Source organism: Candidatus Eisenbacteria bacterium (assembly GCA_030017955.1).
Lineage (GTDB): Bacteria > Eisenbacteria > RBG-16-71-46 > JASEGR01 > JASEGR01 > JASEGR01.
Genome location: JASEGR010000004.1, coordinates 45,772 through 68,674 on the forward strand (window position 1 = coordinate 45,772; position 22,903 = coordinate 68,674).

At 52.5% G+C, this 22,903-nt stretch carries 22 protein-coding genes and 3 tRNA genes; 24 read left to right on the forward strand and 1 reads right to left on the reverse strand.

Annotation, left to right across the window (positions count from 1 at the left end; all coding sequences use genetic code 11):
• The first annotated feature begins 6 nt into the window (after positions 1 to 6).
• The 22 genes from QME66_01210 to QME66_01315 all read left to right on the forward strand — a co-directional run bounded on the left by QME66_01210 (position 7) and on the right by QME66_01315 (position 20,078).
• Complete coding sequence (locus QME66_01210; GenBank protein MDI6807587.1) at positions 7 to 1,329, forward strand: 4Fe-4S dicluster domain-containing protein; 1,323 nt, start codon at positions 7 to 9, stop codon at positions 1,327 to 1,329.
• Positions 1,330 to 1,443: 114 nt separating this feature from the next.
• On the forward strand, positions 1,444 to 2,004 hold the full coding sequence (locus QME66_01215) for a BMC domain-containing protein (GenBank protein ID MDI6807588.1): 561 nt from the start codon (positions 1,444 to 1,446) through the stop codon (positions 2,002 to 2,004).
• 73 nt (positions 2,005 to 2,077) lie between these two features.
• On the forward strand, positions 2,078 to 3,415 hold the full coding sequence (gene miaB, locus QME66_01220) for a tRNA (N6-isopentenyl adenosine(37)-C2)-methylthiotransferase MiaB (protein MDI6807589.1): 1,338 nt from the start codon (positions 2,078 to 2,080) through the stop codon (positions 3,413 to 3,415).
• Complete coding sequence (locus QME66_01225; GenBank protein MDI6807590.1) at positions 3,406 to 3,744, forward strand: LapA family protein; 339 nt, start codon at positions 3,406 to 3,408, stop codon at positions 3,742 to 3,744. The genes miaB and QME66_01225 overlap by 10 nt, the downstream gene beginning before the upstream one ends.
• 2 nt (positions 3,745 to 3,746) lie before the next feature.
• Entirely contained in the window at positions 3,747 to 4,889 is a 1,143-nt protein-coding gene (locus tag QME66_01230; GenBank protein ID MDI6807591.1) for a tetratricopeptide repeat protein, read from the forward strand.
• Positions 4,834 to 5,436 (forward strand): tetratricopeptide repeat protein, encoded by a 603-nt coding sequence (locus QME66_01235; GenBank protein ID MDI6807592.1) that lies wholly within the window; start codon positions 4,834 to 4,836, stop codon positions 5,434 to 5,436. The genes QME66_01230 and QME66_01235 overlap by 56 nt, the downstream gene beginning before the upstream one ends.
• Positions 5,399 to 8,026, forward strand: a complete 2,628-nt coding sequence (gene mutS / locus QME66_01240) for a DNA mismatch repair protein MutS (protein MDI6807593.1) — start codon at positions 5,399 to 5,401, stop codon at positions 8,024 to 8,026. Before QME66_01235 ends, mutS begins: the two co-directional genes overlap by 38 nt.
• Positions 8,023 to 9,834: a DNA mismatch repair endonuclease MutL gene (gene mutL, locus QME66_01245; GenBank protein ID MDI6807594.1), complete on the forward strand. Its 1,812-nt coding sequence runs from the start codon at positions 8,023 to 8,025 to the stop codon at positions 9,832 to 9,834. Before mutS ends, mutL begins: the two co-directional genes overlap by 4 nt.
• Complete coding sequence (gene miaA, locus QME66_01250) at positions 9,821 to 10,756, forward strand: tRNA (adenosine(37)-N6)-dimethylallyltransferase MiaA (protein ID MDI6807595.1); 936 nt, start codon at positions 9,821 to 9,823, stop codon at positions 10,754 to 10,756. The genes mutL and miaA overlap by 14 nt, the downstream gene beginning before the upstream one ends.
• A 176-nt stretch (positions 10,757 to 10,932) precedes the next feature.
• Positions 10,933 to 11,007: transfer RNA gene (locus QME66_01255), tRNA-Gly, on the forward strand.
• Positions 11,008 to 11,052: 45 nt separating this feature from the next.
• On the forward strand, positions 11,053 to 12,372 hold the full coding sequence (locus QME66_01260) for a DUF512 domain-containing protein (protein MDI6807596.1): 1,320 nt from the start codon (positions 11,053 to 11,055) through the stop codon (positions 12,370 to 12,372).
• Entirely contained in the window at positions 12,332 to 13,651 is a 1,320-nt protein-coding gene (der, locus tag QME66_01265) for a ribosome biogenesis GTPase Der (protein ID MDI6807597.1), read from the forward strand. Before QME66_01260 ends, der begins: the two co-directional genes overlap by 41 nt.
• Positions 13,652 to 13,660: 9 nt before the next feature.
• Positions 13,661 to 14,296: a glycerol-3-phosphate 1-O-acyltransferase PlsY gene (gene plsY, locus QME66_01270; GenBank protein ID MDI6807598.1), complete on the forward strand. Its 636-nt coding sequence runs from the start codon at positions 13,661 to 13,663 to the stop codon at positions 14,294 to 14,296.
• Positions 14,293 to 15,297: an NAD(P)H-dependent glycerol-3-phosphate dehydrogenase gene (locus QME66_01275; protein ID MDI6807599.1), complete on the forward strand. Its 1,005-nt coding sequence runs from the start codon at positions 14,293 to 14,295 to the stop codon at positions 15,295 to 15,297. Before plsY ends, QME66_01275 begins: the two co-directional genes overlap by 4 nt.
• Before the next feature lie 54 nt (positions 15,298 to 15,351).
• Positions 15,352 to 15,723 (forward strand): MerR family transcriptional regulator, encoded by a 372-nt coding sequence (locus QME66_01280; protein ID MDI6807600.1) that lies wholly within the window; start codon positions 15,352 to 15,354, stop codon positions 15,721 to 15,723.
• A 124-nt stretch (positions 15,724 to 15,847) separates the two neighbouring features.
• A tRNA-Pro gene (locus tag QME66_01285) sits at positions 15,848 to 15,924 on the forward strand.
• 18 nt (positions 15,925 to 15,942) lie between these two features.
• Positions 15,943 to 16,881 carry a lysophospholipid acyltransferase family protein gene (locus QME66_01290; protein ID MDI6807601.1) on the forward strand — a complete coding sequence of 313 codons (939 nt, stop codon included), beginning with the start codon at positions 15,943 to 15,945 and terminating at the stop codon, positions 16,879 to 16,881.
• Between the two features lie 2 nt (positions 16,882 to 16,883).
• Positions 16,884 to 17,564, forward strand: a complete 681-nt coding sequence (locus QME66_01295; GenBank protein MDI6807602.1) for a glycosyltransferase family 2 protein — start codon at positions 16,884 to 16,886, stop codon at positions 17,562 to 17,564.
• Entirely contained in the window at positions 17,561 to 18,331 is a 771-nt protein-coding gene (gene surE / locus QME66_01300; GenBank protein MDI6807603.1) for a 5'/3'-nucleotidase SurE, read from the forward strand. Before QME66_01295 ends, surE begins: the two co-directional genes overlap by 4 nt.
• Before the next feature lie 19 nt (positions 18,332 to 18,350).
• Entirely contained in the window at positions 18,351 to 19,013 is a 663-nt protein-coding gene (locus tag QME66_01305; GenBank protein ID MDI6807604.1) for a protein-L-isoaspartate(D-aspartate) O-methyltransferase, read from the forward strand.
• A gap of 66 nt (positions 19,014 to 19,079) precedes the next feature.
• Positions 19,080 to 19,156: transfer RNA gene (locus QME66_01310), tRNA-Pro, on the forward strand.
• A 202-nt stretch (positions 19,157 to 19,358) separates the two neighbouring features.
• The gene (locus tag QME66_01315; GenBank protein ID MDI6807605.1) at positions 19,359 to 20,078 is read left to right on the forward strand and encodes a hypothetical protein; all 720 of its coding nucleotides are present in this window, start codon (positions 19,359 to 19,361) and stop codon (positions 20,076 to 20,078) included.
• Here QME66_01315 and QME66_01320 read toward each other — a convergent pair.
• On the reverse strand, positions 20,044 to 20,592 hold the full coding sequence (locus QME66_01320; protein MDI6807606.1) for an NTPase: 549 nt from the start codon (positions 20,590 to 20,592) through the stop codon (positions 20,044 to 20,046). The two genes, QME66_01315 and QME66_01320, sit on opposite strands and share 35 nt — an antisense overlap.
• A 136-nt stretch (positions 20,593 to 20,728) precedes the next feature.
• Between QME66_01320 and QME66_01325 the strand changes: the two genes are divergently transcribed.
• Entirely contained in the window at positions 20,729 to 22,078 is a 1,350-nt protein-coding gene (locus tag QME66_01325) for a multiheme c-type cytochrome (protein ID MDI6807607.1), read from the forward strand.
• Between the two features lie 47 nt (positions 22,079 to 22,125).
• A complete protein-coding gene (locus QME66_01330; protein ID MDI6807608.1) occupies positions 22,126 to 22,848 on the forward strand; it encodes a ubiquinone/menaquinone biosynthesis methyltransferase in 723 nt (240 codons plus the stop codon).
• Positions 22,849 to 22,903: the final 55 nt, after the last annotated feature.

Sequence of the window (22,903 nt, forward strand, 5' to 3'; positions counted from 1 at the left end):
AAGCTCATGCCCATTAACATAGCAGCCGCCATAGAGCAGGCCGGTGTTGCCGGCGCCGGCGGGGCTATGTTTCCCACCCACGTTAAAGCCAAATCCAGAGCCGAAATAGCCATTGCAAACGGAGCCGAGTGCGAGCCTCTCCTTGCGAGCGACCGCGTAGTTATGGAAAATCTTGCGCATGAGGTAGTGAAGGGACTCGACCTCATGCAGAAATCAACGGGTGCAAGAAAGGGCATTGTGGCGGTAAAGGCGAAGAACAAGTCGGCGCTTGAAACCATCAGGAATGTCGCGTCAAGGTACGGCGACAAAGAAGTCTTTCCGCTGGATGATGTTTACCCTGCAGGTGATGAGCATGTGCTCACATATGAAGTGACCGGCAGGGTCGTTCCACCCGGCGGGATTCCCATACAGGTTGGTGTGGTCGTGAACAACGTAACGACGCTGCTTCAGGTCTCAAGGGCGCTCGATGGAAAGGTATTCACGTCAAGGTTCGTCACGGTTTGCGGCGACGTCCCCATCCCCAAGACTTTGTCTTTTCCTTTGGGGACGCCGGTGAGGGAGGCGCTCAGGGTCTGCGGACTTACTAAAACGGATGATATTGACGTCATAATCGGCGGTCCTATAATGGGATACGTCCCACGAACTCTCGATGAACCGCTGACAAAAGGGACAGCGGGCATCGTGGTACTCAGGAAAGACCACATACTTGTGGCTAAGAAGAAAGTGTCGTCTTCCATTGAAGTGCTGAGAGGGAATTCGGCCTGCGACCAGTGTTTTGACTGTACGGAGCTCTGCCCGAGATATCTCCTTGGGCACGACATCTATCCTCACAAGATCATGAGGACCGTGAGCCTCCTGATTGACACGGCAGTGGACGAGATAACAAGTGCACTTCTATGCTCCGAATGCGGAATCTGCGGGCTCTATGCCTGTCCTCAGCTTCTGAGGCCGGAAGTTGTCAACAAGAAGATAAAGCAGGAGCTTCTGAAGAAGGGATTGCGTCATGATTCGAGGGGTATCTCGGAGGAGCAGAAATCCCTGAGGGACGGAAGAAGAATCCCCATGGCGAGAATGAAAGCAAGATTGGGGCTTGAGAGTTATTCGCCGCCGGACATGTTCGACTTGCGGGTTCTCGAGGTGGAGAGGGTGTCAATTCCGCTTTCGCAGCACACCGGCGTTCCATCTGTGCCCATCGTGTCGGTAGGGCAGCGTGTAAATGAGGGCCAGCTCATTGCCAGGATCCCGGATGGGAAACTTGGTGCTAATATACATGCCTCCATTAGCGGCGTCGTTGAAAGCGTGAATGGCGCAATTACAATTCGCGGATAGGGAAGCGAGAGTTCTTGAAACAACCGCTGAAGCAAACCGCGGCAACGTTTGAAGCGGACAGGCCAGCGAGAGGCGGTGCCATGGTGCTGAGGAAACAGGAAACGGGGCTTTAAGTTGAGTGAATCGCTGAGAGACACGATAGGAGTGGTTGAGCTAAACAGCATAGCCGCCGGTTTTCTCACCGCTGATGAGATGGTTAAGGTAGCGCCAGTGAGCCTTCTTGAGGCGGCACCTGTCTGCCCTGGAAAATTCGTGATTCTGGTTGCAGGAGACGTTGCCTCGGTAGATGCGTCCGTGAAAAAGGGATTGGAGACAGGAGGAGCGTTTGTTGTTGACCAGCTCTTTCTGCCTTATGTCGATCCGGGAGTCTTTCCTGCGCTTCTTGGCACAAGTGACGTTCGGGAAATCGAAGCAATAGGTGTGATAGAGACTTTTTCAGTTGCCGCCACAATCGCAGCTGCCGACCGCGCCGCAAAAACTGCGAAGGTCAGACTCATCGAGATAAGGGTTGCAAAGGGACTCGGTGGGAAGGGCTATGTAAGTTTCACCGGCGAAGTCAGCGACGTGGAGTCTTCTGTCCGGGCAGGCGAAGAGGCCGCAAAAGAAAGAGGGCTCCTTGTGAAGGGCATCGTTATACCTAGACCGCACAAAGACTTTTCTGCTAGGATTCTCTAGGGTCGTGAAAGACCCCGATCTGTGCACAGTGCCATCCCTCGTCCAGTTCACCATATTCTAGGGTGAGTTCGTAATGAGAAACGACGCCACATTTTTTATCAAGACATTCGGGTGCCAGATGAATGTCTGGGATTCCGAGAATATCCGCGATCTGCTCCTGAGTCATTCTCTGTCTGAGGTATCCCGCCCGGAAGAAGCCGACATGATATTTGTTAACACATGCTCGGTCAGAGACCATGCCGAAAAGAGGGCGCTCGGCTGGATAAGGGAGCTGGATGCCACAAAAAAGAGGAATGATGGTCTCATCGTGGGTGCCATGGGATGCTTTGCGCAAAGACTCGGAAGGGACATTCTCTCGGTTCTTCCCAACGTAGATTTTGTCATCGGTACGGATGCTTACGAGAGATTCGATGCAATCCTCGAGAGGCTCAAGGCGGGCGAGAGACAGATAATTGACACCGGGCCTGAAAAAGGTTTCAGGAGCTCTCCTCGGCCGGGAAGAAAGAGACTCAGGGCATTCGTGTCCATCATGAAGGGATGCGAGAACTTTTGTTCCTACTGTGTTGTGCCCTACGTGAGGGGGAGAGAGAGGAGCAGGCCGCTCGCCGACATTATTGAAGAAGCGGAATGCCTTGTGGAGCACGGGACAAAGGACATCACTCTTCTTGGCCAGAACGTGAACTCGTACCGTTTTGGGGAGCTTGATTTTGCTGGGCTTCTGAATGAGATTTCCAGAATCACGGGCCTTCTCCGGCTTAGATTCACTACTTCGCACCCGAAGGGCCTTTCTCCCGAAATTCTGGATTCGATGTCATCCTGCCCGACCGTCTGTGAACATCTTCACCTTCCTGCGCAATCCGGCTCAAACAATATTCTCAAGCTGATGAACAGGGGCTACACTAGAGAGCAATATATGGATCTCGCGGAACGAGTCAGGTCCAGGATCCCCGGCATAAGCATCACAACCGACCTCATGGTTGGCTTCCCGGGAGAGAGTGAATCTGACTTTGAGGAGACTCTTGACCTTGTGAATCGCGTGGGGTTTGACTCCTCGTTCGCGTTCAAGTACTCGCCAAGACCAGGGACTGCTGCGTCGAACCTTGTGGAGACTGTTTCAACTCAAGAGAAGGAGAGAAGGCTCGATGTACTTCTGAAGCTTCAAAAGCGAATCGCAGATGAGAAGAACAAGGGCTTGACAGGGAAGATTCTTGAGGTGCTCCCTGAGGGCAGAGCAAAGGGTGCAGATGGTTTTCTTACGGGAAGGACAAGGTCCAACAAGACTGTTCTCTTTGAAGGCAAAGATGATGAAATCGGGAAACCGGTGATGGTTGAGATTCTCGATGCCAGGGGTCTCACACTTTACGGGAAAAGACAAGGCGGAGGAAATGGAGGTTCCCCAACATGTGGTTAGTGAAGATGTTTCTGACCGGGATTGTTCTTGCCGCAATCCTTCTTTTTGCCATCCTCAATCTTCAACAGGAGCCGGTGACCGTGCGATTCTGGTTCACGCACAACTATGAGCTCAAGGTCCAGTTCATCATTGCTCTTTTTGGCTCATTTGTCCTTGGCGCGTTCGTCTGGTTTCTCTTCACAATCGGGCACGAAATGAAATTGAGGGGAAGAATTTCGCGGCTTGAAAAGGAAAAGAGAAAACTTGGCGAGGAACTAACGGCTTTGAGGAATCTCCCGCTCGAAGACGTGCAGCCGCTATCCCAGGGTGAAGAAGGAGAGAGGAGCTGAAGATGTCAGACCCCGGCATACTAATACTTCTTCTTCTCGCCGTATTCCTTGCGGTGGCAATCTATTCACTTTCCAGGAAGAAAAAAGCCAAACCCGCTGAATCCGAATCTCCCTATACGAAAGCGCTTAACTGCCTCATTTCGGGAAGCAACGATGATGCCCTCAGATTCCTGAAGGAGACCGTCCACAGGGATTCGCAGAACATCGACGCCTATCTTAAGCTTGGCGACCTTCTGAGAAAGCAAGGTCAGGTGGAGAAGGCGACACAGATTCACAGAGACCTCACCGTGAGACCCCTTGCGGACGGGAAGCTCAAAGAGGCGGTTTACGAGAGTCTCGTTGAGGATTTTGTGGCTTCGGCGAAATACCCAAGTGCGATACTGGCAGGAGAGAAGGTCTTGGATCTGAACAAGAAGAACGTGAAGGTCCTTAAACTCCTCGGCCGGGTCTACGAGAATTTGAAGCAATGGGACAAGGCGTGCGAAATTGAGGAGGAGTTGGAGAAGCTCAGCGGGTCCAAGGAGCCGGGTCGGCTTGCTCTCTATAAGAGCTGGATAGGTCGTGACTTGCTGAGGAGGAAAAGGATAAGGGAGGCCAAGAAAGCCTTCAAGGATGCTCTCAGGTTAGATGGAGATTGCGTTCCTGCCTTTCTATATCTCGGAGACATTTACAGGGAAGATGGACGCATTGACCGGGCAATCACTCTCTGGAAAGGTATAGCATCGCGGTTTCCGGGAATGGCCTACATTGTTTTTGACCGGCTCGAAAAAGCCCTCTTTGAAAAGGGCAGATTCGGAGAGATGATGGAGTTCTACGAGGAGCTCGCTCAGCGCAATCCTAAAGATTCGAGTACTCTTCTTTCTCTGGCCACTCTTCAGAAAAAGAGAGGCGACAAAAATGAAGCTTTGAGATTGGTAAGGGAAGTGCTTGAGTTTGAGCCGGAGAATGAAAGAGCGAGAGCGGAACTCATAATGTTGTATCATGAGGATGGCAGGAACGATGATGCCTATCGCGAGGCAGCGAAGCTTGCAGAAAAACTAAAGAAAGAAAATGAAAAATACAGGTGCAGGAATTGCGGCAACAGGTCTGATGAGCCTCTTTGGCGCTGCCCTAGTTGTCTTCAGTGGGATACCTACCTGGAATAGCGTTCCCGGCACTCAGGGTCCGAGAGCAACACAGAGCGAGTCTGTTGACGAACTCTTTCAGACAGGCGTTTACCTCTACACCATCGGTTCTTTCTACGCCAGCGCATCCTATTTCGAGAAGTGCCTGAAGAAACATCCAGACGATTCCATGGAGAAACAGGCGACGTACTGGCTTTCGCTCTCTCTCATAGGGAGCGGACAAATCCCCAAGGCACAGAAGGAACTTGAGAAGCTCGTTCGAAAACCCCTGAATGAACCGCTCATGAGTCAGAGTCTCCTTTCTCTTGGTGACTGCTACCGGCTTCTTGGGAACTGCAGAAAGGCAGGGGAAGTCTACGAAAAAGTTGTCAGAACAGGCGGCTCATATGTCCCGCTTGCTATGAGGAACAAGGCGCTGTGTCTTGAGCTTGAAGGCATGAAGGCCGACGCAATCCGGGTTTACCAGGAGATTCTGCTCAGATTTCCGAACTCTTTGGTTTCCGCTGAGGCAAGGGAGAAAGTTCACAAGAATGGACGCAAAATTGGAGTCCCCCGGGGCTCGAAATAAACGTGCCCCTGGCACCTCAACGCCTGTGATGGAGCAGTACGTAAGGATGAAGGCGACGTACAGGGATTCCATCCTCTTTTTCAGGATGGGCGACTTCTACGAAATGTTCTATGAGGATGCAAAGCTTGCTTCGAAAGTGCTGGGGCTCACCCTCACTTCAAGGGGCAGGATCCGCGGAGAGGCGGTCCCGCTCGCAGGGATTCCGTGGCACGCTGCCGACGGGTACATTGCAAAGCTTCTCAAGTGCGGATACAAAGTTGCCGTCTGCGAACAGCTTGAAAAACCAAGCCCTGGAAAGAAATTGGTGAAGAGGGATGTTGTTGAGGTCATAACGCCGGGAACGGTGCTGAGCGACAACCTTCTTGATGAGAAGGAATCTGTTTTTCTTGCTTCGATTTTCCCTTCCGATGAAAGGTACGGGATCGCAATTGCCGATGTTGCCACGGGCGACTTCATGGCTGGTGAAACGGATGTCTCGAAGATCAATGACGAGCTATCAAGATTCTCAATCCGGGAGGTCCTGCTTCCCGAGGAATTCTCTTCGTCGCCCGAGATTCCCAGGATAACTGGAAAGTCTTCGAGAACATTCATTGACGGCAAAAGCTTTGACTATGAGCGGGCAAAACGACTGCTGAAGGAACAGCTTTCTCAGGGCGATCTTCACGCGTTCGGATGCGATGACCTTAGAGATGGAATAAGGGCTGCCGGTGCTCTCATCCACTACCTGAGAGAGCTAAAGAGGTCCGACTTAAGCCACTTTGACTCGCTCAAGAGACTCACCGAATCAAGCAGCATGTTTCTTGATGAGACTACTCTCAGAAACCTGGAAATCCTGAAGTCACCCTACCAGGGTGGAAGATCGCTCGCCGGCGTTCTGGACAGAACACTCACTCCGATGGGTTCAAGAACTCTCAGGGCTTTCCTGGTCAGGCCGCTCCTTGAAACCAGGGAGATTGTTGAAAGGCATGATGCAGTTGAGGAGCTGGTGACTGACTCTCTTCTCAGGGGGAGACTCAGAGACTTCATGAAATCCCTCAAGGATACGGAGAGGTTCGTCGGAAAACTCGCTTTTGACCGAATCAATCCCAATGAACTCTTTCTGATGGGTGAGACTCTTAAGGTCATTCCCGAGATAAGGCTCCTCCTTGAAAACAGAAGCTCTGCTCTTCTCAGAGATATCGAGTTGAAACTGGGCGACCATTCGGAGTATGCAGCTCTCCTGAGTGCGGCACTTGTGCCCAATCCTCCGATGACTCTCTCAGAAGGCGGAATAATCCGCGAGGGCTTCAACAAGGAATTGGACGAGTTGAGAATGAGCTCGAAGAATGCAAAGCATGCAATTGCCGAGCTTGAGAGGAAGGAGAGGGAGATCACTGGAGTCCCAAATCTTCGAATCGGGTACAACCGGGTTTTCGGATATTACTTTGAGGTTACGAAGTCCAACCTGAAAAAGGTTCCGGAGTATTTTGAAAGAAAGCAGACACTCACCGGACTGGAGAGATTCACCACAGAAGAGCTAAGAAAGTTTGAGAGCCAGGTTCTGGGAGCGGAGGAGAAGGCAAACTCACTCGAGATTGAAGGCTTCGAGCGGCTCAAAGAAGAAGGCAAGGCGAAGATTCACTCCCTCAAGCTCTCGGCGAATGCCCTTGCCCAATTGGATGCTCTGGCTTCGCTGGCTGAAGTTGCTGCTGAGAACTCGTACGCCAGACCCAGTGTCGATGCATCAAATCGAATCGAGATAGAGGAGGGGCGGCATCCGGTAGTTGAGAAGACTCTTCCCCGTGGAGAGTTTGTTCCGAACGATACAACATTAGATTCCTCATCGACGCAGATCGCGATAGTGACCGGCCCGAACATGGCCGGCAAATCGACCTACCTAAGACAGGTTGGTCTGATCATCGTGATGGCGCAGGCGGGGAGTTTTGTCCCGGCGAAGAAGGCCTCTATCGGAGTGGTGGACAGGATATTCACAAGAGTCGGCTCGTCAGATGAGATCACGACAGGACGCTCGACATTCATGGTCGAAATGAACGAGATGGCATCAATCACAAGAAATGCAACAGGAAAGAGTCTCATTCTGCTGGATGAGATTGGAAGAGGTACGAGCACGTTTGACGGCATGAGTCTCGCGTGGGCCATCACCGAGTTTCTTCACGGAGATGAAGGGTTCGCTCCAAGGACTCTGTTCGCAACGCACTACCAGGAGCTCACCGAGCTTCCATCTCTCCTTCCAAGGGTGGTGAATCTCAATGTCGTGGTGAAGGAGTGGGGTGATGAGCTGGTCTTTATCAGAAAGATAGAAGAGGGTGCTTCGGACAGGAGCTACGGAATCCAGGTTGCCAAGCTTGCGGGCCTTCCCGGTAGAATCGTGGAGAGGGCAAAGGAGGTCCTGAGAGAACTCGAAAGAGAAGGGGCAATGAGGAAGAAAGCAATGGCGCCTAAAGACGCCGCGCTTGAGCTTCAGCTTTTTGATGAGAAGGAGAGCGAGCTCATTCGTGAGCTTGAGAGACTTGACACTGATGAGATGACTCCCATCGATGCGCTCAATGCACTGGCGAGATTGAGAAAGGAATACGGGAAGAAAGAGTGATCGCTTCGGGGAGAATAAAATTACTGCCTCCTGACCTGGTCCAGCTAATAGCTGCCGGAGAGGTTGTCGAAAGGCCTCTCTCTGTCGTCAAAGAGCTCGTGGAGAACTCTCTGGATGCCGGGGCGAGAAATATCTGGGTTGAGATTGAAGGAAGTCCGGATGCGCATCTCCTTGTATCAGACGACGGCGAAGGGATGAGCAGGGAAGAGGCCGTCCTGGCATTTGAGCGGCACTCGACAAGCAAGATAAGCGAGTCTGAGGACCTTGACAGAATCGTGACTTTTGGATTCAGGGGTGAAGCCCTGCCATCGATAGCATCGGTGGCAAGGGTGAAGCTCACGACCTTGAGAGAGGGCGACCAGACCGGATGTGAGATTGAACTTGAGGGAGGGAAGGCCCTGGATGTCAGGGATGCAGGAAGAGGGAAGGGTACATCCGTCCTTGTGAGAGACCTTTTCTTCAACACGCCCGCGAGAAGAAAGTTCTTGAAGACAGTAAGAAGCGAGATGAAGGCGATTGCGAAACTCATCACTGCGTTTTCGCTCACAACCCCCGCCTGCGCGTTCTACGTTGTGCACAATGGAAGAAAGACCCTCACTCTTCCTCCTGCGCAAGACTTGAGAGAGAGAATGACGACCATCTTTGGCGAGAGGACTGTGGATTCAATGGTAGAGCTTCTGCCGGGAATGAGCGGCGTCGAGCTGAGAGGATTTCTCGGAAAGCCAGAGCTTTCCAGAAACAGCGCAGAGCACATATACATTTTTGTGAACAGCAGATGGATTCAGAGCGCGCTTCTCATGAAAGCACTCAAGGAAGGGTACAGAGACCTTATTCCACGTGACCGGTACCCGATGGCTGTTATTTCTCTCATCGTAGATCCGGCTCAGGTGGATGTGAATGTTCATCCATCAAAGAGAGAAATAAGATTCAAGGACGAAAGATTGGTCTTTGAAACTGTGAGAGGATGTGTGCGGCAGTCACTTTCACCCCACGGAACGGAGCTTCCGGCAGGAGAACACGGCTGGATTGGACATGAAACATGGATTGGACATGGCGGAGAGGACAAATTCCGTGGACCGGGAGTGCGCGGTCATCTCAGAGATGGGGGCACTGGGGAAAACCGGGGCTTCCCCTACGAGTCGCGCCCTGACATGGAAGCCGGGATTTCCTTTGTCAGGGAGCTCCTGACCAAGGAAGGCGGCGAAGAAAGCCCGAAGGCCGAGACTGATCGGGAGGATGTAGGCCTTGTCAACCTCTGGCAGCTTCACGGGACATACATTCTTGGCGAAACAAAGGGAGGCCTGGTTCTCATCGACCAGCACGCCGCTCACGAGAGGATACTTTACGAACATGCCATGGGAAGCTTTAAGGGACAGGATCGGGCAAGTCAGCAGCTTCTCTTTCCCCTCGTTCTTGATTTTGCGAAAGATGAGTTTGAGAATTTTCTCGAAATGTCTCAATGGCTCAAGAAATTGGGTTTTGACCTTGTGGTTTTTGGAGAGAGAACTGTGCTTGTCAGAGGGATTCCGTCTTCATTGAGGAGATGGGATGAGGGGCAGGCGTTGAGAGACATTGTTGATTTCTTTTCAGAAGACTCGGGAGATGAATTTCCGCCTGAGGAAAAAGCTGCGAGAGCTTTTGCGTGCTGCGGCGCCGTGAATGCGGGCGAAGTGTTGAATCAACAAGAGATGAACTGGCTTATTAACGCTCTGTTTCTCACAAAGGTCCCCGACGGAGACCCGCACGGCCGGCCCACATTCATAAGAGTTTCTCTGGCTGAGCTGGAGAAAAGATTTGGCAGACGATAAAGCGCTGTCCGCCGTTCTTCTCATCGTTGGCGCCACCTGCTCCGGAAAGACCGAAGTCTCGCTTCACATCGCCGAGCGCCTCAAGGGCGAGATCATTTCGGCCGATTCAAGGCAGATCTACAAAGGATTCCGCATAGGAACTGCACAGCCTGACGCCGACGAGAGGAAGAGGGTACGCCATCATCTTGTGGATTTCCTGGACCCCACTGAGAGATACAGCGCCGGGAGGTTCATGAGCGATGCGAGGGAAGCGCTCTCCAGTATCACGGCTCGCGGCATGAAGCCGATTGTCGTTGGCGGGACAGGGCTCTACATAGAGGCCCTGGTCAGCGGAATTTTCCAGGAGCCGGCCCGGGACGAGGCACTGCGGGCAGCCCTGAGAAAAAGAGCGGAGTCGGAAGGACTGTCTTTTCTCCATGAGGAGCTTGGACGGGTTGACCCAGATTCTGCGAGAAGGATCCACGTGAATGATGCCAAGAGGATTACCAGAGCACTTGAAATCTATTACCTAACCGGACGTAAACTTAGCGAGTTACAGATTCTCCGAAAACCAGTTGTAGAGTCCTCCATCCTGATCTTTTTGAACAGGCAGAAAGACGACCTTCAAAGAAGGATAAGGGAGAGGGTCATGGGGATGATTTCCTCCGGGCTAGTGGACGAAGTTCGCGGACTTCTCGACGCAGGCGTGCCGGCCGACGCGCCTGCGTTTGAATCGCTTGGTTACGGGGCGGCAGTCGATCATCTTCAGGGCAGGATTTCCCTTTCCGAGATGACTGAACGTATTGAGAAAGAAACAAGGAATCTCGCAAAGAGACAGCTCACGTGGTTCAAGAAGATGAAGGATTTGACACCGGTTGAGGTAAAAGAAGGCGAACCTCCGGGGGCAATTTCGTCAAGAATCATGGACATCCTGGCACGATGAAGTCCCCAGCGGCCTCTTGACTCAAGGCCCTGTGGGGATTAGCTTGATAGTGTTTTCATCCTCTCCACTTGGGGAGAGGGTAGGGTGAGGGGGCAGCATTTCCCTCTCCCCCTTGGGGAGAGGGCAGGGTGAGGGGTAAGCACTTTCCTTCAAGAAATACAGAGTACATTTGCGGGGCGGGCATAACTCAGTGGTAGAGTATCAGCTTCCCAAGCTGAGAGTCGCGGGTTCAAATCCCGTTGCCCGCTCCAAATCTTTTTATCCTCTCCCTTCTGGGGAGAGGGTAGGGTGAGGGGATGGCTGTCACAGTAAAAAGAGTAGAAAAGGAGTCGGCCTTCGGGAAGGCGGGATTGGTCCCGGGTTCCAGGATATGTTCAGTGAACGGGAATGCAATCAGGGACCCGATCGACTTCAACTATTTCTCGTCAGAGGAGAAGCTCGCCATTGAAGTTGAAGAGGACGGCAGGCCCAATCTCATCCACGTGACCAGGAGGGAAGGGGAGTCGCCCGGGATAACGTTTCAGGAGATGAGACCGAGAGCGTGCAGAAGCAAGTGCATCTTCTGTTTCATTGACCAACTGCCGCACGGGCTCAGAAAAAGTCTCTACATAAAGGATGAGGACTACAGGTTCTCTTTTCTCCATGGCAACTTCGTTACTCTTGCTAATCTCAGGAGCGGCGAGCTGGAGAGGATTGCCAACCAGCATCTGAGTCCGCTCTATGTCTCAGTCCACTCGACCAACCCGGATGTCAGGCGAAAACTCCTCGGGCTCACTGGTGATGCCGACATCATGCAGAAGCTCCTTTTTCTTGCCGAAAGAGGCATAAAGCTTCATTGTCAGGTAGTGATATGCCCCGGAATAAATGACGGCAGTGAACTCGAGAGAACCATTGATGATCTCATCGGGCTTTCTCCTTCTATTCAGTCCATTGGGATCGTGCCGGTCGGGATTACGAGATTCAGGAAAGGCTTATATCCATTGGCAATGGTCAACAAGGAAGGCGCACTGCACGCACTGGACTTTGCCGCATCATGCGGCGCCCGGCTCAGGAAGCTGCATGGCAAGAACATAGTGTACGCTGCGGATGAGCTTTTCCACATCGCAAAAAAGGAAGCCCCGGCGGCTTCCTACTATGACGATTTCCCGCAGATCGAAAATGGCATCGGCCTCGAGAGGAGATTCATTGACCTTGCGTCTCAAAACCATTTCGGTCTCCCTTTGAAGCAGGGTTTGGCCAGGCGCCTGCCGACCCGCACGAAGCCCCTGAGATTGACTATTGTAACTGGGAAGCTCATGAGTAATACTATGAAGAGATGCCTCGAACTCATTCCATTACAGGAAGATGTGAAAGTGAATCTTCTTCCGGTGGAAAACAATTTCTTCGGGTCAACTGTGACTGTAGCCGGACTTCTTACAGGGAAGGACATAGCCGAGAGCCTTCTTTCTTCCGGTCCAGGGGACATGGCCATGGTTCCGAGGACGGCAGTCACTTCTCGTGGTCAGTTTCTGGATGGCATGACTGTGAGAGAGCTTGAGAAGAAGACAGTGATACCTATCAGAGTCGGATTTGAGCATGGAAAATGTAAAGACTCCTATTGTCGCCATTATTGGTAGGCCGAACGTCGGGAAATCAACGCTCTTCAACAGAATCCTCGGGAAGAGAATCGCTGTAACCGACAACAAGCCCGGCGTGACAAGGGATAGGAATTTTTCGCTTGCAAACTGGAGGGGAAAGTCTTTCTATCTTGTTGATACGGGTGGATATATCCCAACCGCCGGCGAGGGAATCGAGCTTCTCGTCAAGAGGCAGGCCGAACTCGCCGTTGATTCCGCGAAGCTTCTCCTCTTCGTGCTGGACGGAAAGGATGGGCTCACGCCGCTTGACGAAGACATAACAACAGCGCTCAGGCGGCACGCTGAGAAGGTGATTCTTCTCGTGAACAAGATTGACAATGAGCGTGAGGAGAGGAACGCCGCAGAATTCGCCAGGCTGGGTATGGGAGAAGCTCTTCCTGTATCAAGCATTCACGGGAGGTCGATAGGAGAGCTCCTCGACCTCGTCGTGGAGAAACTTCCCGAGGAGGAAGCGCCTCCGGACGAGACTGGCGGAATAAAGGTCGCAGTAGTTGGTAGGCAAAACGTCGGCAAGTCTTCCCTCGTCAATAAACTTCTCGGGGAAGAGCGGGTAATCGTGCACGAGCTCCCCGGCACTACAAGAGATCCGATCGACTCTCACATAAGCCACAAAGGCAGAAGGCTCACGCTCATAGATACTGCGGGACTCAAGAAGAAGTCCAGGATTGCGGATGAGGCCGACCTTTACAGCACGTTCAGAAGTCTCAGTGCAATCGATAGGTGCGACGTCGCGCTGATTCTGCTGAGCTCCGTCGAGCCGATTTCGGTGCAGGACATGAAGATTGCATCCCTCTCCGAGGAGGCAGGAAAACCTGCTATGCTGATTATCAACAAGTGGGACCTCGCAGCCGGGGCGGACAAAGATGACTACAGACGAATCATCCGAACAAGAATGCCCACACTAAGCTATTTGCCGGTCTTCTTCGCTTCCGCTTTGACAGGGTACGGCGTGAATGAGCTTCTGCAGAGAATCATTGGTCTTCACGACGCTGCTAAGAATGCCCTAACGACATCAGAGCTCACCAAATGCCTTGAAAAGGCATTCAAGAAATACGGCCCTCCCGCGGCAAAGGCGAAGAGACCTCCGAGGTTCTACTACGCCACTCAAACAAGTACTACTCCGCCGACGTTTCTGGCGTTCGTGAACGAGCCCAAGAGCATTGGGGAAGGTTACAGAAGATACCTCATCGGAAACATACGAGAGGAATTCGGATTCGAAGGAGTCCCTGTGATTCTGAAATTCAGGAGAAGTGAGTAAAGGAGACTGGTGATTCAATTTCTTGCGGCAGTGCTTCTGAGCTACTTCCTTGGAGCAATCCCGTTCTCGCTTTGGGCGGGGAAGGTTTTTGCCGGAGTTGATCTGAGGAAGATTGGAAGCGGAAATCTCGGAGCAACCAATGTGTTCCGGGTGCTTGGTGCGAGAGTCGCCATACCCGTGCTTCTGCTCGATGCCGCGAAGGGATTTATTGCAGCTCGCTTTTCCCCATCGCTGGCAGGGGCAAGTTCGATCGCCACGGGCGACCTGAGTCTTATCTGCGGGATTTCGTCTATTCTTGGCCACTCGTTTTCGGTCTTCGTGGGATTCAGGGGTGGGAAGGGCGTCGCTACTTCTCTCGGAGTTTTCCTGGCCATCGTTCCAAAAGCAGTCCTAGTCGCATTTCTCATCTGGATTGCCGTATTCCTCGGCGCAGGATATGTCTCTCTCGCTTCGTGTATCGGGGCACTTGTCCTTCCCGTGTCGGTCTATTTCTTTTCTCCCGGCCGGCTGCTCCTGGTTCTTGTCACTTCGGCAGTGGCCATCTTCATACTCCTCAAGCACATTCCGAACATGAAGAGACTCGTGAAAGGGGAGGAGAAGAAACTGCTGAGGCGAGGACACAAGAAGGAAGGAGGAGCGTCTTGAAGAAGGCAGCAATCCTCGGCGGAGGCGGATGGGGAACCGCTCTCTCCATGCTTCTCCACGAAAAGGGTGTGAATGTCTCGGTCTGGGAGTTTGACCGTGAGCAGTGCGAGAGGGTGAAGAAGAACAGGCGAAACGAGAAGTTCCTGCCTGGTGTCGAGATCCCGAAAGAGATAGCCTTTGCTTCAAATCTCCCGGAGGTCCTTGGCGGCGCCGAATACGTTGTCTTTGTCGTGCCATCGCAAACACTAAGGGGAGTTGCAAGACAGGTCGCTGTGATTCATCCAAAGAAGCCGGTCATTGTGTGTGCGACAAAGGGAATTGAGAACGGCTCTCTTATGAGAATGTCAGAAGTCCTCAAGGATGAGCTTCCTCAAGGTCTCGGAAAGAGAGTGGCAGTCCTCGTGGGGCCGAGTCACGCGGAGGAAGTCGCAAGAAAGATTCCGACGACAGTCGTTGCTTCGTCAACTGACGAAAAGATCGCGGCCGATGTGCAGACTTTGTTTATGGGCGCTAGCTTCAGAGTTTATACCAATAGCGACATGGTTGGCGTTGAGCTCGGCGTGAGTCTGAAAAATATCATAGCCATTGCAGCAGGAATATGCGATGGGCTTGGATACGGCGACAATACGAAAGGCGCTCTTCTTACGAGAGGGCTTGCCGAGATTGCACGGCTCGGGGTGACACTTGGAGCAAAGAGGGAGACCTTCGCCGGACTTGCCGGCGTTGGTGACCTGGTGACAACCTGCATAAGCCGTCACTCAAGGAATAGACATGTCGGTGAGGAGATTGCAAAGGGAAAAACCCTTGAACGAATCACATCCGAGATGGTAATGGTTGCAGAAGGAGTCCCGACCACAAAGGCCGCAGTCGATCTGGCCAAGAGGCACAAAGTTGATATGCCGATTGCTCAGGAAGTATATAATGTTCTCTTCGAGCGGAAACCGCCCAGGGAGGCGATAAGACAGCTTATGATGAGGGAGCCGAAGCCGGAGGTTTGGTAGGCAGCGAACCGGAAGCTCCCCGGAAAATGCGATATAGAAGACGGAGGTGAGATTATGGAATGGGACGCTGTTGACAAAGCTTATCACACGATAAGCGAAGTGAGCGAGATGCTGAAGATCAGGCCCCATGTGCTGAGATACTGGGAGACGCAGTTCAGCATGCTCCATCCGAAGAAAAGCAGGTCCGGCATGCGCCTTTATGACTCGAAGGATATCGAGATCCTGCTTGCCATAAAATCACTTCTCTATGAGAAGGGGTTCAAGATTGCCGGCGCGCGCAGAAAACTCCTGGATGTGAGAAGCGGCAAGGAGAAACTCGATCTTCCCGCTACGGAGGCCTCGAAGATAGCCGCACTGGCGTCAATCAAGGACGACATTGAGAATCTCGTCGAAGAGCTGAAGAAGAGCCGGTCGGGCGTGGCGTAGTGGAATTCGGGAACACGTCACTTATTTCCTCTCCCCTCTGGAGAGAGGATGGATGGTATCGTCCTCTCCCCTCTGGAGAAAAATGGTGACTGTCACTATTTTCTCAGGATACTATGAAAGAGGTCGGGGCGTGGCGCAGCCTGGTAGCGCACTAGCATGGGGGGCTAGTGGCCGCTGGTTCAAATCCAGTCGCCCCGACCAGTTCGTGGGCGGCCGCTCTTGATAGGATACCTGCTCTACCAGATTGCAGCAGCTCTCGCTTCCTTCTTGCCGGTCAGGGTATCGTACTTCTTCGCAAGGAGGATCTCTGAGGTAAAATACCTGGCTGACAAGTACTCCAGGCATTCCGTGAGAAGTAACCTCAGGCGAGTCCTTCCCGAAGGAGTAAATGACGGCGAGCGAAAGAAAGTCGAGAAACAGGTATTCAGAAATTTCAGCTGCTTTGTCGTGGATTTTCTCAGACTTTCAAACGGCTCCGGCAGGAAAGAAGATTCGAGAGTCACAGTTGAGGGGTGGGAACGCATCAAGTCGGCATTGCAGAAGAAAAAAGGGCTCATACTCACAACTGCCCACTTTGGAAATTGGGAACTAGGTGCTTCGCTTCTGGCGCGGAGTGGTTTTCGACTCAAGGTAGTTGCGCGGAGACACGAGAACCGGAGGATAAACAAGTTCTTTAACAGGAGAAGAGAGCGCTTCGGGATTGAGGTTCTTGAACAAGGCGGTTCAAAGAGCAGCGTCCTCGGCTGGCTTCGCGAGGGAGGGTGCATCGCGATCCTTGCGGACAGACAGCTTGGCGGCTCAGGCGGAAAGGCAACATTCTTCGGACATGATACCGTATTGCCCAGAGCTCACGTGGCCCTTGCCTTGAGAACAGGCGCGCCTCTCATCCCTGGATTTGTCAGGAGGGAGAGGAACGGCGACTGCAAGGTCATCATCGAACCTGAAATTGAGCTGAGTGACCTCGGCAAGAACAGAAGTGCAGTCCGAACCGGCGTCGAGAGGTGCCTTGTCGTTTTCGAAGACTTCATTCGACTTCATCCGGACCAGTGGTTCGTTTTTGATGAGGTGTGGCCCGAGAAGACACGAAGAAAACCGGATGACCTGACAGGCGCCCTGTCGGAAGGACAGAGATCAGCATTTGCTTCTCCCGGACCATGAGCATGAGGCAGAAGGTCGGCGTTCTTATTCCATCGTACAACGCAGGGGAGAGCTTGAGAAAGATTGCAGAGCGAGCGTGCTCAGTCGCCGGAAGAGAAAATGTGGTCGTTGTAGATGATGGTTCGACTGATGGCAGCGTTCATGGTCTTGAAGATTCGGGCGTGAAAGTTCTAACGCACGAGAAAAACAAAGGAAAAGGAGCCGCCCTCATCACCGGTTTCAACTATTTCCTTTCGAAGAATTACGATGGTGTTGTGACAATGGATTCTGACGGACAGCACGATCCAAGCTATATCACGTCTCTCATCGAAGAGGCAGCCAGAACAGGTGCAGAGATAGTCATTGGGACAAGGTCAAAGCGGAAATCAGCAATGCCAATTCACCGCAGAGTCGGAAATGCGATTGGCTCGCTTCTCATTTCTCTCGCTGCGCGCGCCTGGGTTCCTGACAGTCAATCAGGATTCAGGTTCTTATCAAAGGATGTTTTGTCGGCCGTGAAGCTAAAAACAAAGCGGTACGAGACTGAATCCGAGCTAATAATAAAGGCATCACGCATGGGCTTTAAACTCGGGACTGTCCCGATACCTACTGTCTATGCCAGCGAAAAGAGTATGATGAATCCGATGCTCGATTCGGGACGAATCTGTTTCCTCGCACTTCGGAGCCTCTTCTGGAGAATATGAGACAAATACTGATCACAAACGATGATGGAATTCACGCGGCAGGGCTCCTTGCCTTGCGGGAAGCACTGCTTCCGTTCGGGCGTGTGGTTGTCGTAGCCCCGGACAGGGAAATGAGCGCATCAAGTCACTCGATCACCCTCCACAAGCCGCTCCACATGAGAAAAATTGATGAAGACATCTGGAGCAGCGACGGCACGCCAACCGATTGCATGCTTCTTGCAGTGCACGGGATCATGAAGGAAAGGCCGGACATAGTTTTCGCAGGCATCAATAGCGGTCCCAATATGGGAAACGACGTAAGTTACTCCGGAACTGTCGCAGCCGCATTGGAAGGCGCCATTATCGGAATCCCTTCCGTCGCGATTTCGGTTGCTGCGTGGGAGAATTGTCGGTTTGACTATGCAGCTCAATTCGCCACCAAACTTGCGGCACTCACACTTGAGAAGCAGATACCACCGAGGACGGTCCTGAATGTGAATGTTCCGAATGTGCCTGGAAACGAGATCCGCGGCGTGAAGATCACGAAGCTCGGGAGGAGAGTCTACAGGGATACAATCGTCGAAAGGACTGACCCGCGCGGGAAGGCATACTACTGGATCGGAGGAGAGAACCCAATATGGGAGGAGGAAGACGATTCCGATTTCACCGTGGTGAAATCGAACATGGTCTCTATCACTCCGCTGAAGCTTGACCTCACTGACTACAAGAACATGCACGAGCTTGAAGACTGGAAGGCAGGTCTCTGGCAAAGTGTGAAAAAGTTATGAGAAGGCACTGTCGACCATGATGCGGGAACAAGATTTTGATGCTTTGAAAAAGCAAATGGTTGAGCTTCAGCTCAAATCAAGGGGTCTGTCTGACTGCAGGGTCATGGAGGCGATGCTCAGGGTGCCGCGGGAAAAGTTCGTCGAGGAGTCGCTGGTCGGAAGGGCATACAACGATTGTGCCCTGCCGATCGGGCTGGGACAGACAATCTCTCAGCCGTACATGGTTGCGCTCATGACCGAGGTTCTTTCGTTGAAGGGAGAAGAAAGAGTGCTGGAAATTGGGACGGGTTCAGGGTATCAGACAGCCATACTGGCCGAGCTTTCTTCGTGGGTCTATTCCGTGGAGAGGATCTCTTCGCTTTCTCAGAGCTCAGGAAAGATCCTGCGCGAGCTTGGCTACACGAACATAACTCTCAGGGTCGGAGACGGAACTCTGGGATGGGAAGAAGAAGCGCCATTTGAGAGAATAATGATAACGGCGGGCTCACCGAAAGTGCCTCCGGCCCTTGAGCAGCAGCTTGGCGAAGGTGGTAGAATGGTGATCCCAATTGGAAGCTCGAATTCCCAGGTTCTCGAGCTTGTCGAGAAAAAGGGCGGAATGGTCTTTTCAAAGCCGATATGCGGATGTACATTTGTTCCGTTGATTGGGGAAGGCGCCTGGAAAGAAGAAATCAACAACTAGCTCCTCTCACACGGGCTTGATGGGCAGTTTTCTGGTTTTCAAGAAAAGTTGAATTGACTAAATGGGCGGGGCGTAGCGCAGCCCGGTAGCGCACTTGGTTCGGGACCAAGGAGTCGGAGGTTCAAATCCTCTCGCCCCGACCACGCTTTAGAACCGCATTAGGTATTTGGCGAAACAATAGTCGTACCACGCGCGTATTCTCATCAGGACTGCCAACATATCTTCAGAGGACGTCCGCCTGTGTGCCTGAGGTGCAATGTTCAACGGCCGGTAGAGGTTATCGTGTGATGGGCAACCTGCTGAATTCACTAACGGAGAGTAACAAACACTAGAGAGGGGGAAACCATGGTCCGAGGAATAAGGGTCACTGCAATACTTGCAGTCGTGGCGTTGATTGGTCTTCTCGTACCGGCTGTTTCGCAGAGTCGTGAGGTGAGAGAAGCCGGAGGCAGAGGCTTTTTCATGGTTGGTGGAGCCAATCTGGACATAAACAACCTGAATGCAAGGCTGAAAGCCAACGGGTATCCTGAGTTCTCGAAAAATCTGGTGTCTTTTGGAGGTTCAGGCTACGGGATCGTGAACCGCGTTATCATAGGCGGGGAAGGTCATACGTTTTTTGGCAGGAAGACGACAATCGGAGACTCTCAGTCGTCCATCAGCGCCGCTTACGGGTGCTTCAATCTTGGATATCTTCTCTATTCGAAGAAAGGCGTGAACATATACCCGATCATGGGCATCGGCGGTGGTGAGATGAGCTTCAAGATTGTGGAGCGATCGTCGCCGACCTTCGACGGCCTCCTGGTCAATCCGAAGCGGAATGCTGGACTCTCGACCGATGTCTTCTTACTGAGCGTAGGCCTTGGGGTGGATAAGTTGGTCAACCTCGGGGGAGATGAGAAAGGGGAAGGCGGTCTCGCGATTGGTTTGCAGGTGGGGTTTACTTTCGCGCCGAATATAGGTGAGTGGAGTCTGGAGGAGAGGAATATTGCCGGCGGGCCTGAAATCGGTATCACGGGGCCTTACGTTCGTCTCATGTTCGGCGGAGGCGGATCAGGCAAGGATTAACTTCGTGCAGAATATCTGACAGAATCGAGTCACGATTTCTCTCTGATATCTCAAAGAGTCTGACATCGCTTCTTTTCTTCACGGTTGCGATAAGTCCGCGACCTGTCATCGCAATAGTTGCAATAAGGATCTTTTCAGAATCAAGAATCTCGTTAACCAATTCTCGAAACTTGTCCGAGAAACACTCCATCTTTCCGATTTCATCAATAATGATAAGCACAGTCTCAGGGGAAACGAATTTGATAGAATCAAGAATGGCTTCGAACTCACTAATATTGACGTTGTACTTGCCGACCCTGTAACGGCTTTGTATGTCCACGTGACTCAGGAGTGCCCTTCTTCCGTCGAGGGTGACAATCTCGAACCCTATTCTCACGCCTCCGACTCTTATTTCCTCGGTGAAAAAGCCGACCGGATGAAACTTGTTCAGATTCTCACAGAGCCTTCTCACGGCCGTAGTCTTGCCAACGCCTGGAGGTCCTGTGATCAGGAAATTGTTGTTGATCAGGTTCACATCAGACTCCACCCGGCTCCAATGCCCGAAGGTCAGTATAGAAGATTATGCCATATGTCCGCCCTCGCCACCAAGCTTCGCAAAAACTGGAATGAATTACTTGCAGATGAATCTATCTGGGAGTAGTATCCGCGGCGTGAGGAAGATTGACTCACTGGCTGAATTCGTTGGGGAGAGTATGACGGCGTGGCTAAGCATCGTGACAGGCCGAAAGGAGGAAGGCGCTGAAATGCTGAGATTATCTTTCTTTGTGGCATTAGTTTTTGCCGGAAGTCTGATCGTCGTTTCGAACACTGGAGCACAGCCGTGCCTGGACTGTCACAAGCAAGTCACCCCGAACATAGTTCTGGACTGGCAGGCAAGCATGCATGCCGACAATGGGGTTGACTGCGCCACATGTCATGGTGATCAGCACACATCTAAAGAGGACGTTGCGAAGGTCAAGATTCCCACGCCGGAGACCTGCGCCCCATGCCACGAGACTCAGGTGGAACAGTTCAAACACGGAAAGCACGCATTCGCGTGGGCTGCGATGAAAGCCATGCCCACAGCTCACTGGCAGCCTTCGGTGCTTATGGAGGGCATGAAAGGCTGCGGCGGATGTCACAAGATTGGCCTCAAGACCGAGGCGGAAATCGCGGACTTGAAAAAGACAGGGCCGGGCTTCGGGACTGCATCGTGCGATGCATGCCACACTCGTCACATCTTTTCAGTTGAAGAGGCAAAACAACCCCAGGCCTGTCAGACCTGCCACATGGGATTCGATCATCCCCAATGGGAAATGTACTCGTCATCAAAACACGGCGTCAGGTATTTGCTCAAGCAGAACAAGACTCTTCCCGAGATTGTCGCCGCGCCGACGTGCCAGACATGCCACATGCAGGAAAACAATCATGCTGTGCGGACGGCATGGGGATTCCTGGCGGTCCGCCTTCCAATGCCCGAGGACAAGGAGTGGGCAGCGGATCGTGCCACCATCCTGCAGGCCCTTGGCGTCCTTGATCCCACCGGAAAACCCACTGCACGCCTTGACGTGGTGAAAGCTGCTGATGTAGCCAGACTCACGCAGGAGGACTGGCAAAAAGAGCGCGACAAAATGACGAAGACGTGCAATCAGTGCCACTCCGGAAATTTCGCCAAGGGAGAGCTTGAGAAGGGCGACCAGATGATTAAGCACGCTGACCGTGTGATGGCGGAAGCGATCAGGATTGTGGCCGCACTCTACAAGGACGGCATAATTCCGAAACCCAAGAGCTATGCTTATCCGTTTCCCGACCTGCTCACATTCAACGATGCACCAACGCTCATTGAGCAGAGACTTTTCGTAATGTACCTGGAGCACAGGATGCGGTCGTTCCAGGGAACGTTTCATGCCAGTCCAGATTATGCGCTCTGGTACGGCTGGAGTGAAATGCAAACCGACCTGACTGAAATCAAGACCATGGCAAAAGAACTCCGCGCGAAGGCAGGTGTAAGGAAAAGATAGAATCAGAGAGGACTGACAAATCCCGCCCGGAGAAGACGAGTAAGGGCATCAAGAAGATTTTCTCCGAGGTCACGGACACATACGAACTGGTAAATCACGTTCTCACGCTCGGGCTTGATGCTTCCTGGAGGAGAAAAGCCGCCAGACTAGGAGCCGCAGATGGCGGCCTCAGGAAGAAGGCAGCCAGGGCAGGAGCCGCAGAGGCCGGTGCCAGGTGCCTTGATGTCTGCACAGGAACGGGCGAGATGGCTGGCTATCTAAGCTGCCTTGGAGATGGCACTGCCAAAGTCGTCTCTGTAGATTTCTCCCCTGAGATGCTCCGCAGGGCTCTCCGAAAATCAGAAGCGATGAGAATCTCATTCGCACTCGCCGAAGCAGGAACCTTGCCTTTCCCCGACAAAACTTTCGACCTCGTCACGATCTCCTTCGCAACGCGAAACATCAATACAAGCCGCGAGAACCTGATTGATCGCTTTCGGGAATTCCACAGAGTCTTGAAACCAGGCGGCAGGTTCGTAAATCTGGAAACCAGCCAGCCGCGCTCGGATTTTCTCAAGAAGTTGTTCCACATCTATATCAAGTTACTCGTACATCCCGTCGGCCGCGCGATTTCCGGATCAAGAGCCGGATATTTCTACCTTTCGAAAACGATTCCCGCATTCTATGGCGCCGAGGAGCTGGCAGACACCCTCCACGAAGCCGGATTCACCGACGTAGCCTTCCAGCGCCTTTCTCTCGGCATCGCCGCCATCCACCTCGCAATCAAATAAGGGGACACCCATAACCGTGGGTGTCAAGGGTCCTTGCTGCATGACGTCACGTCAT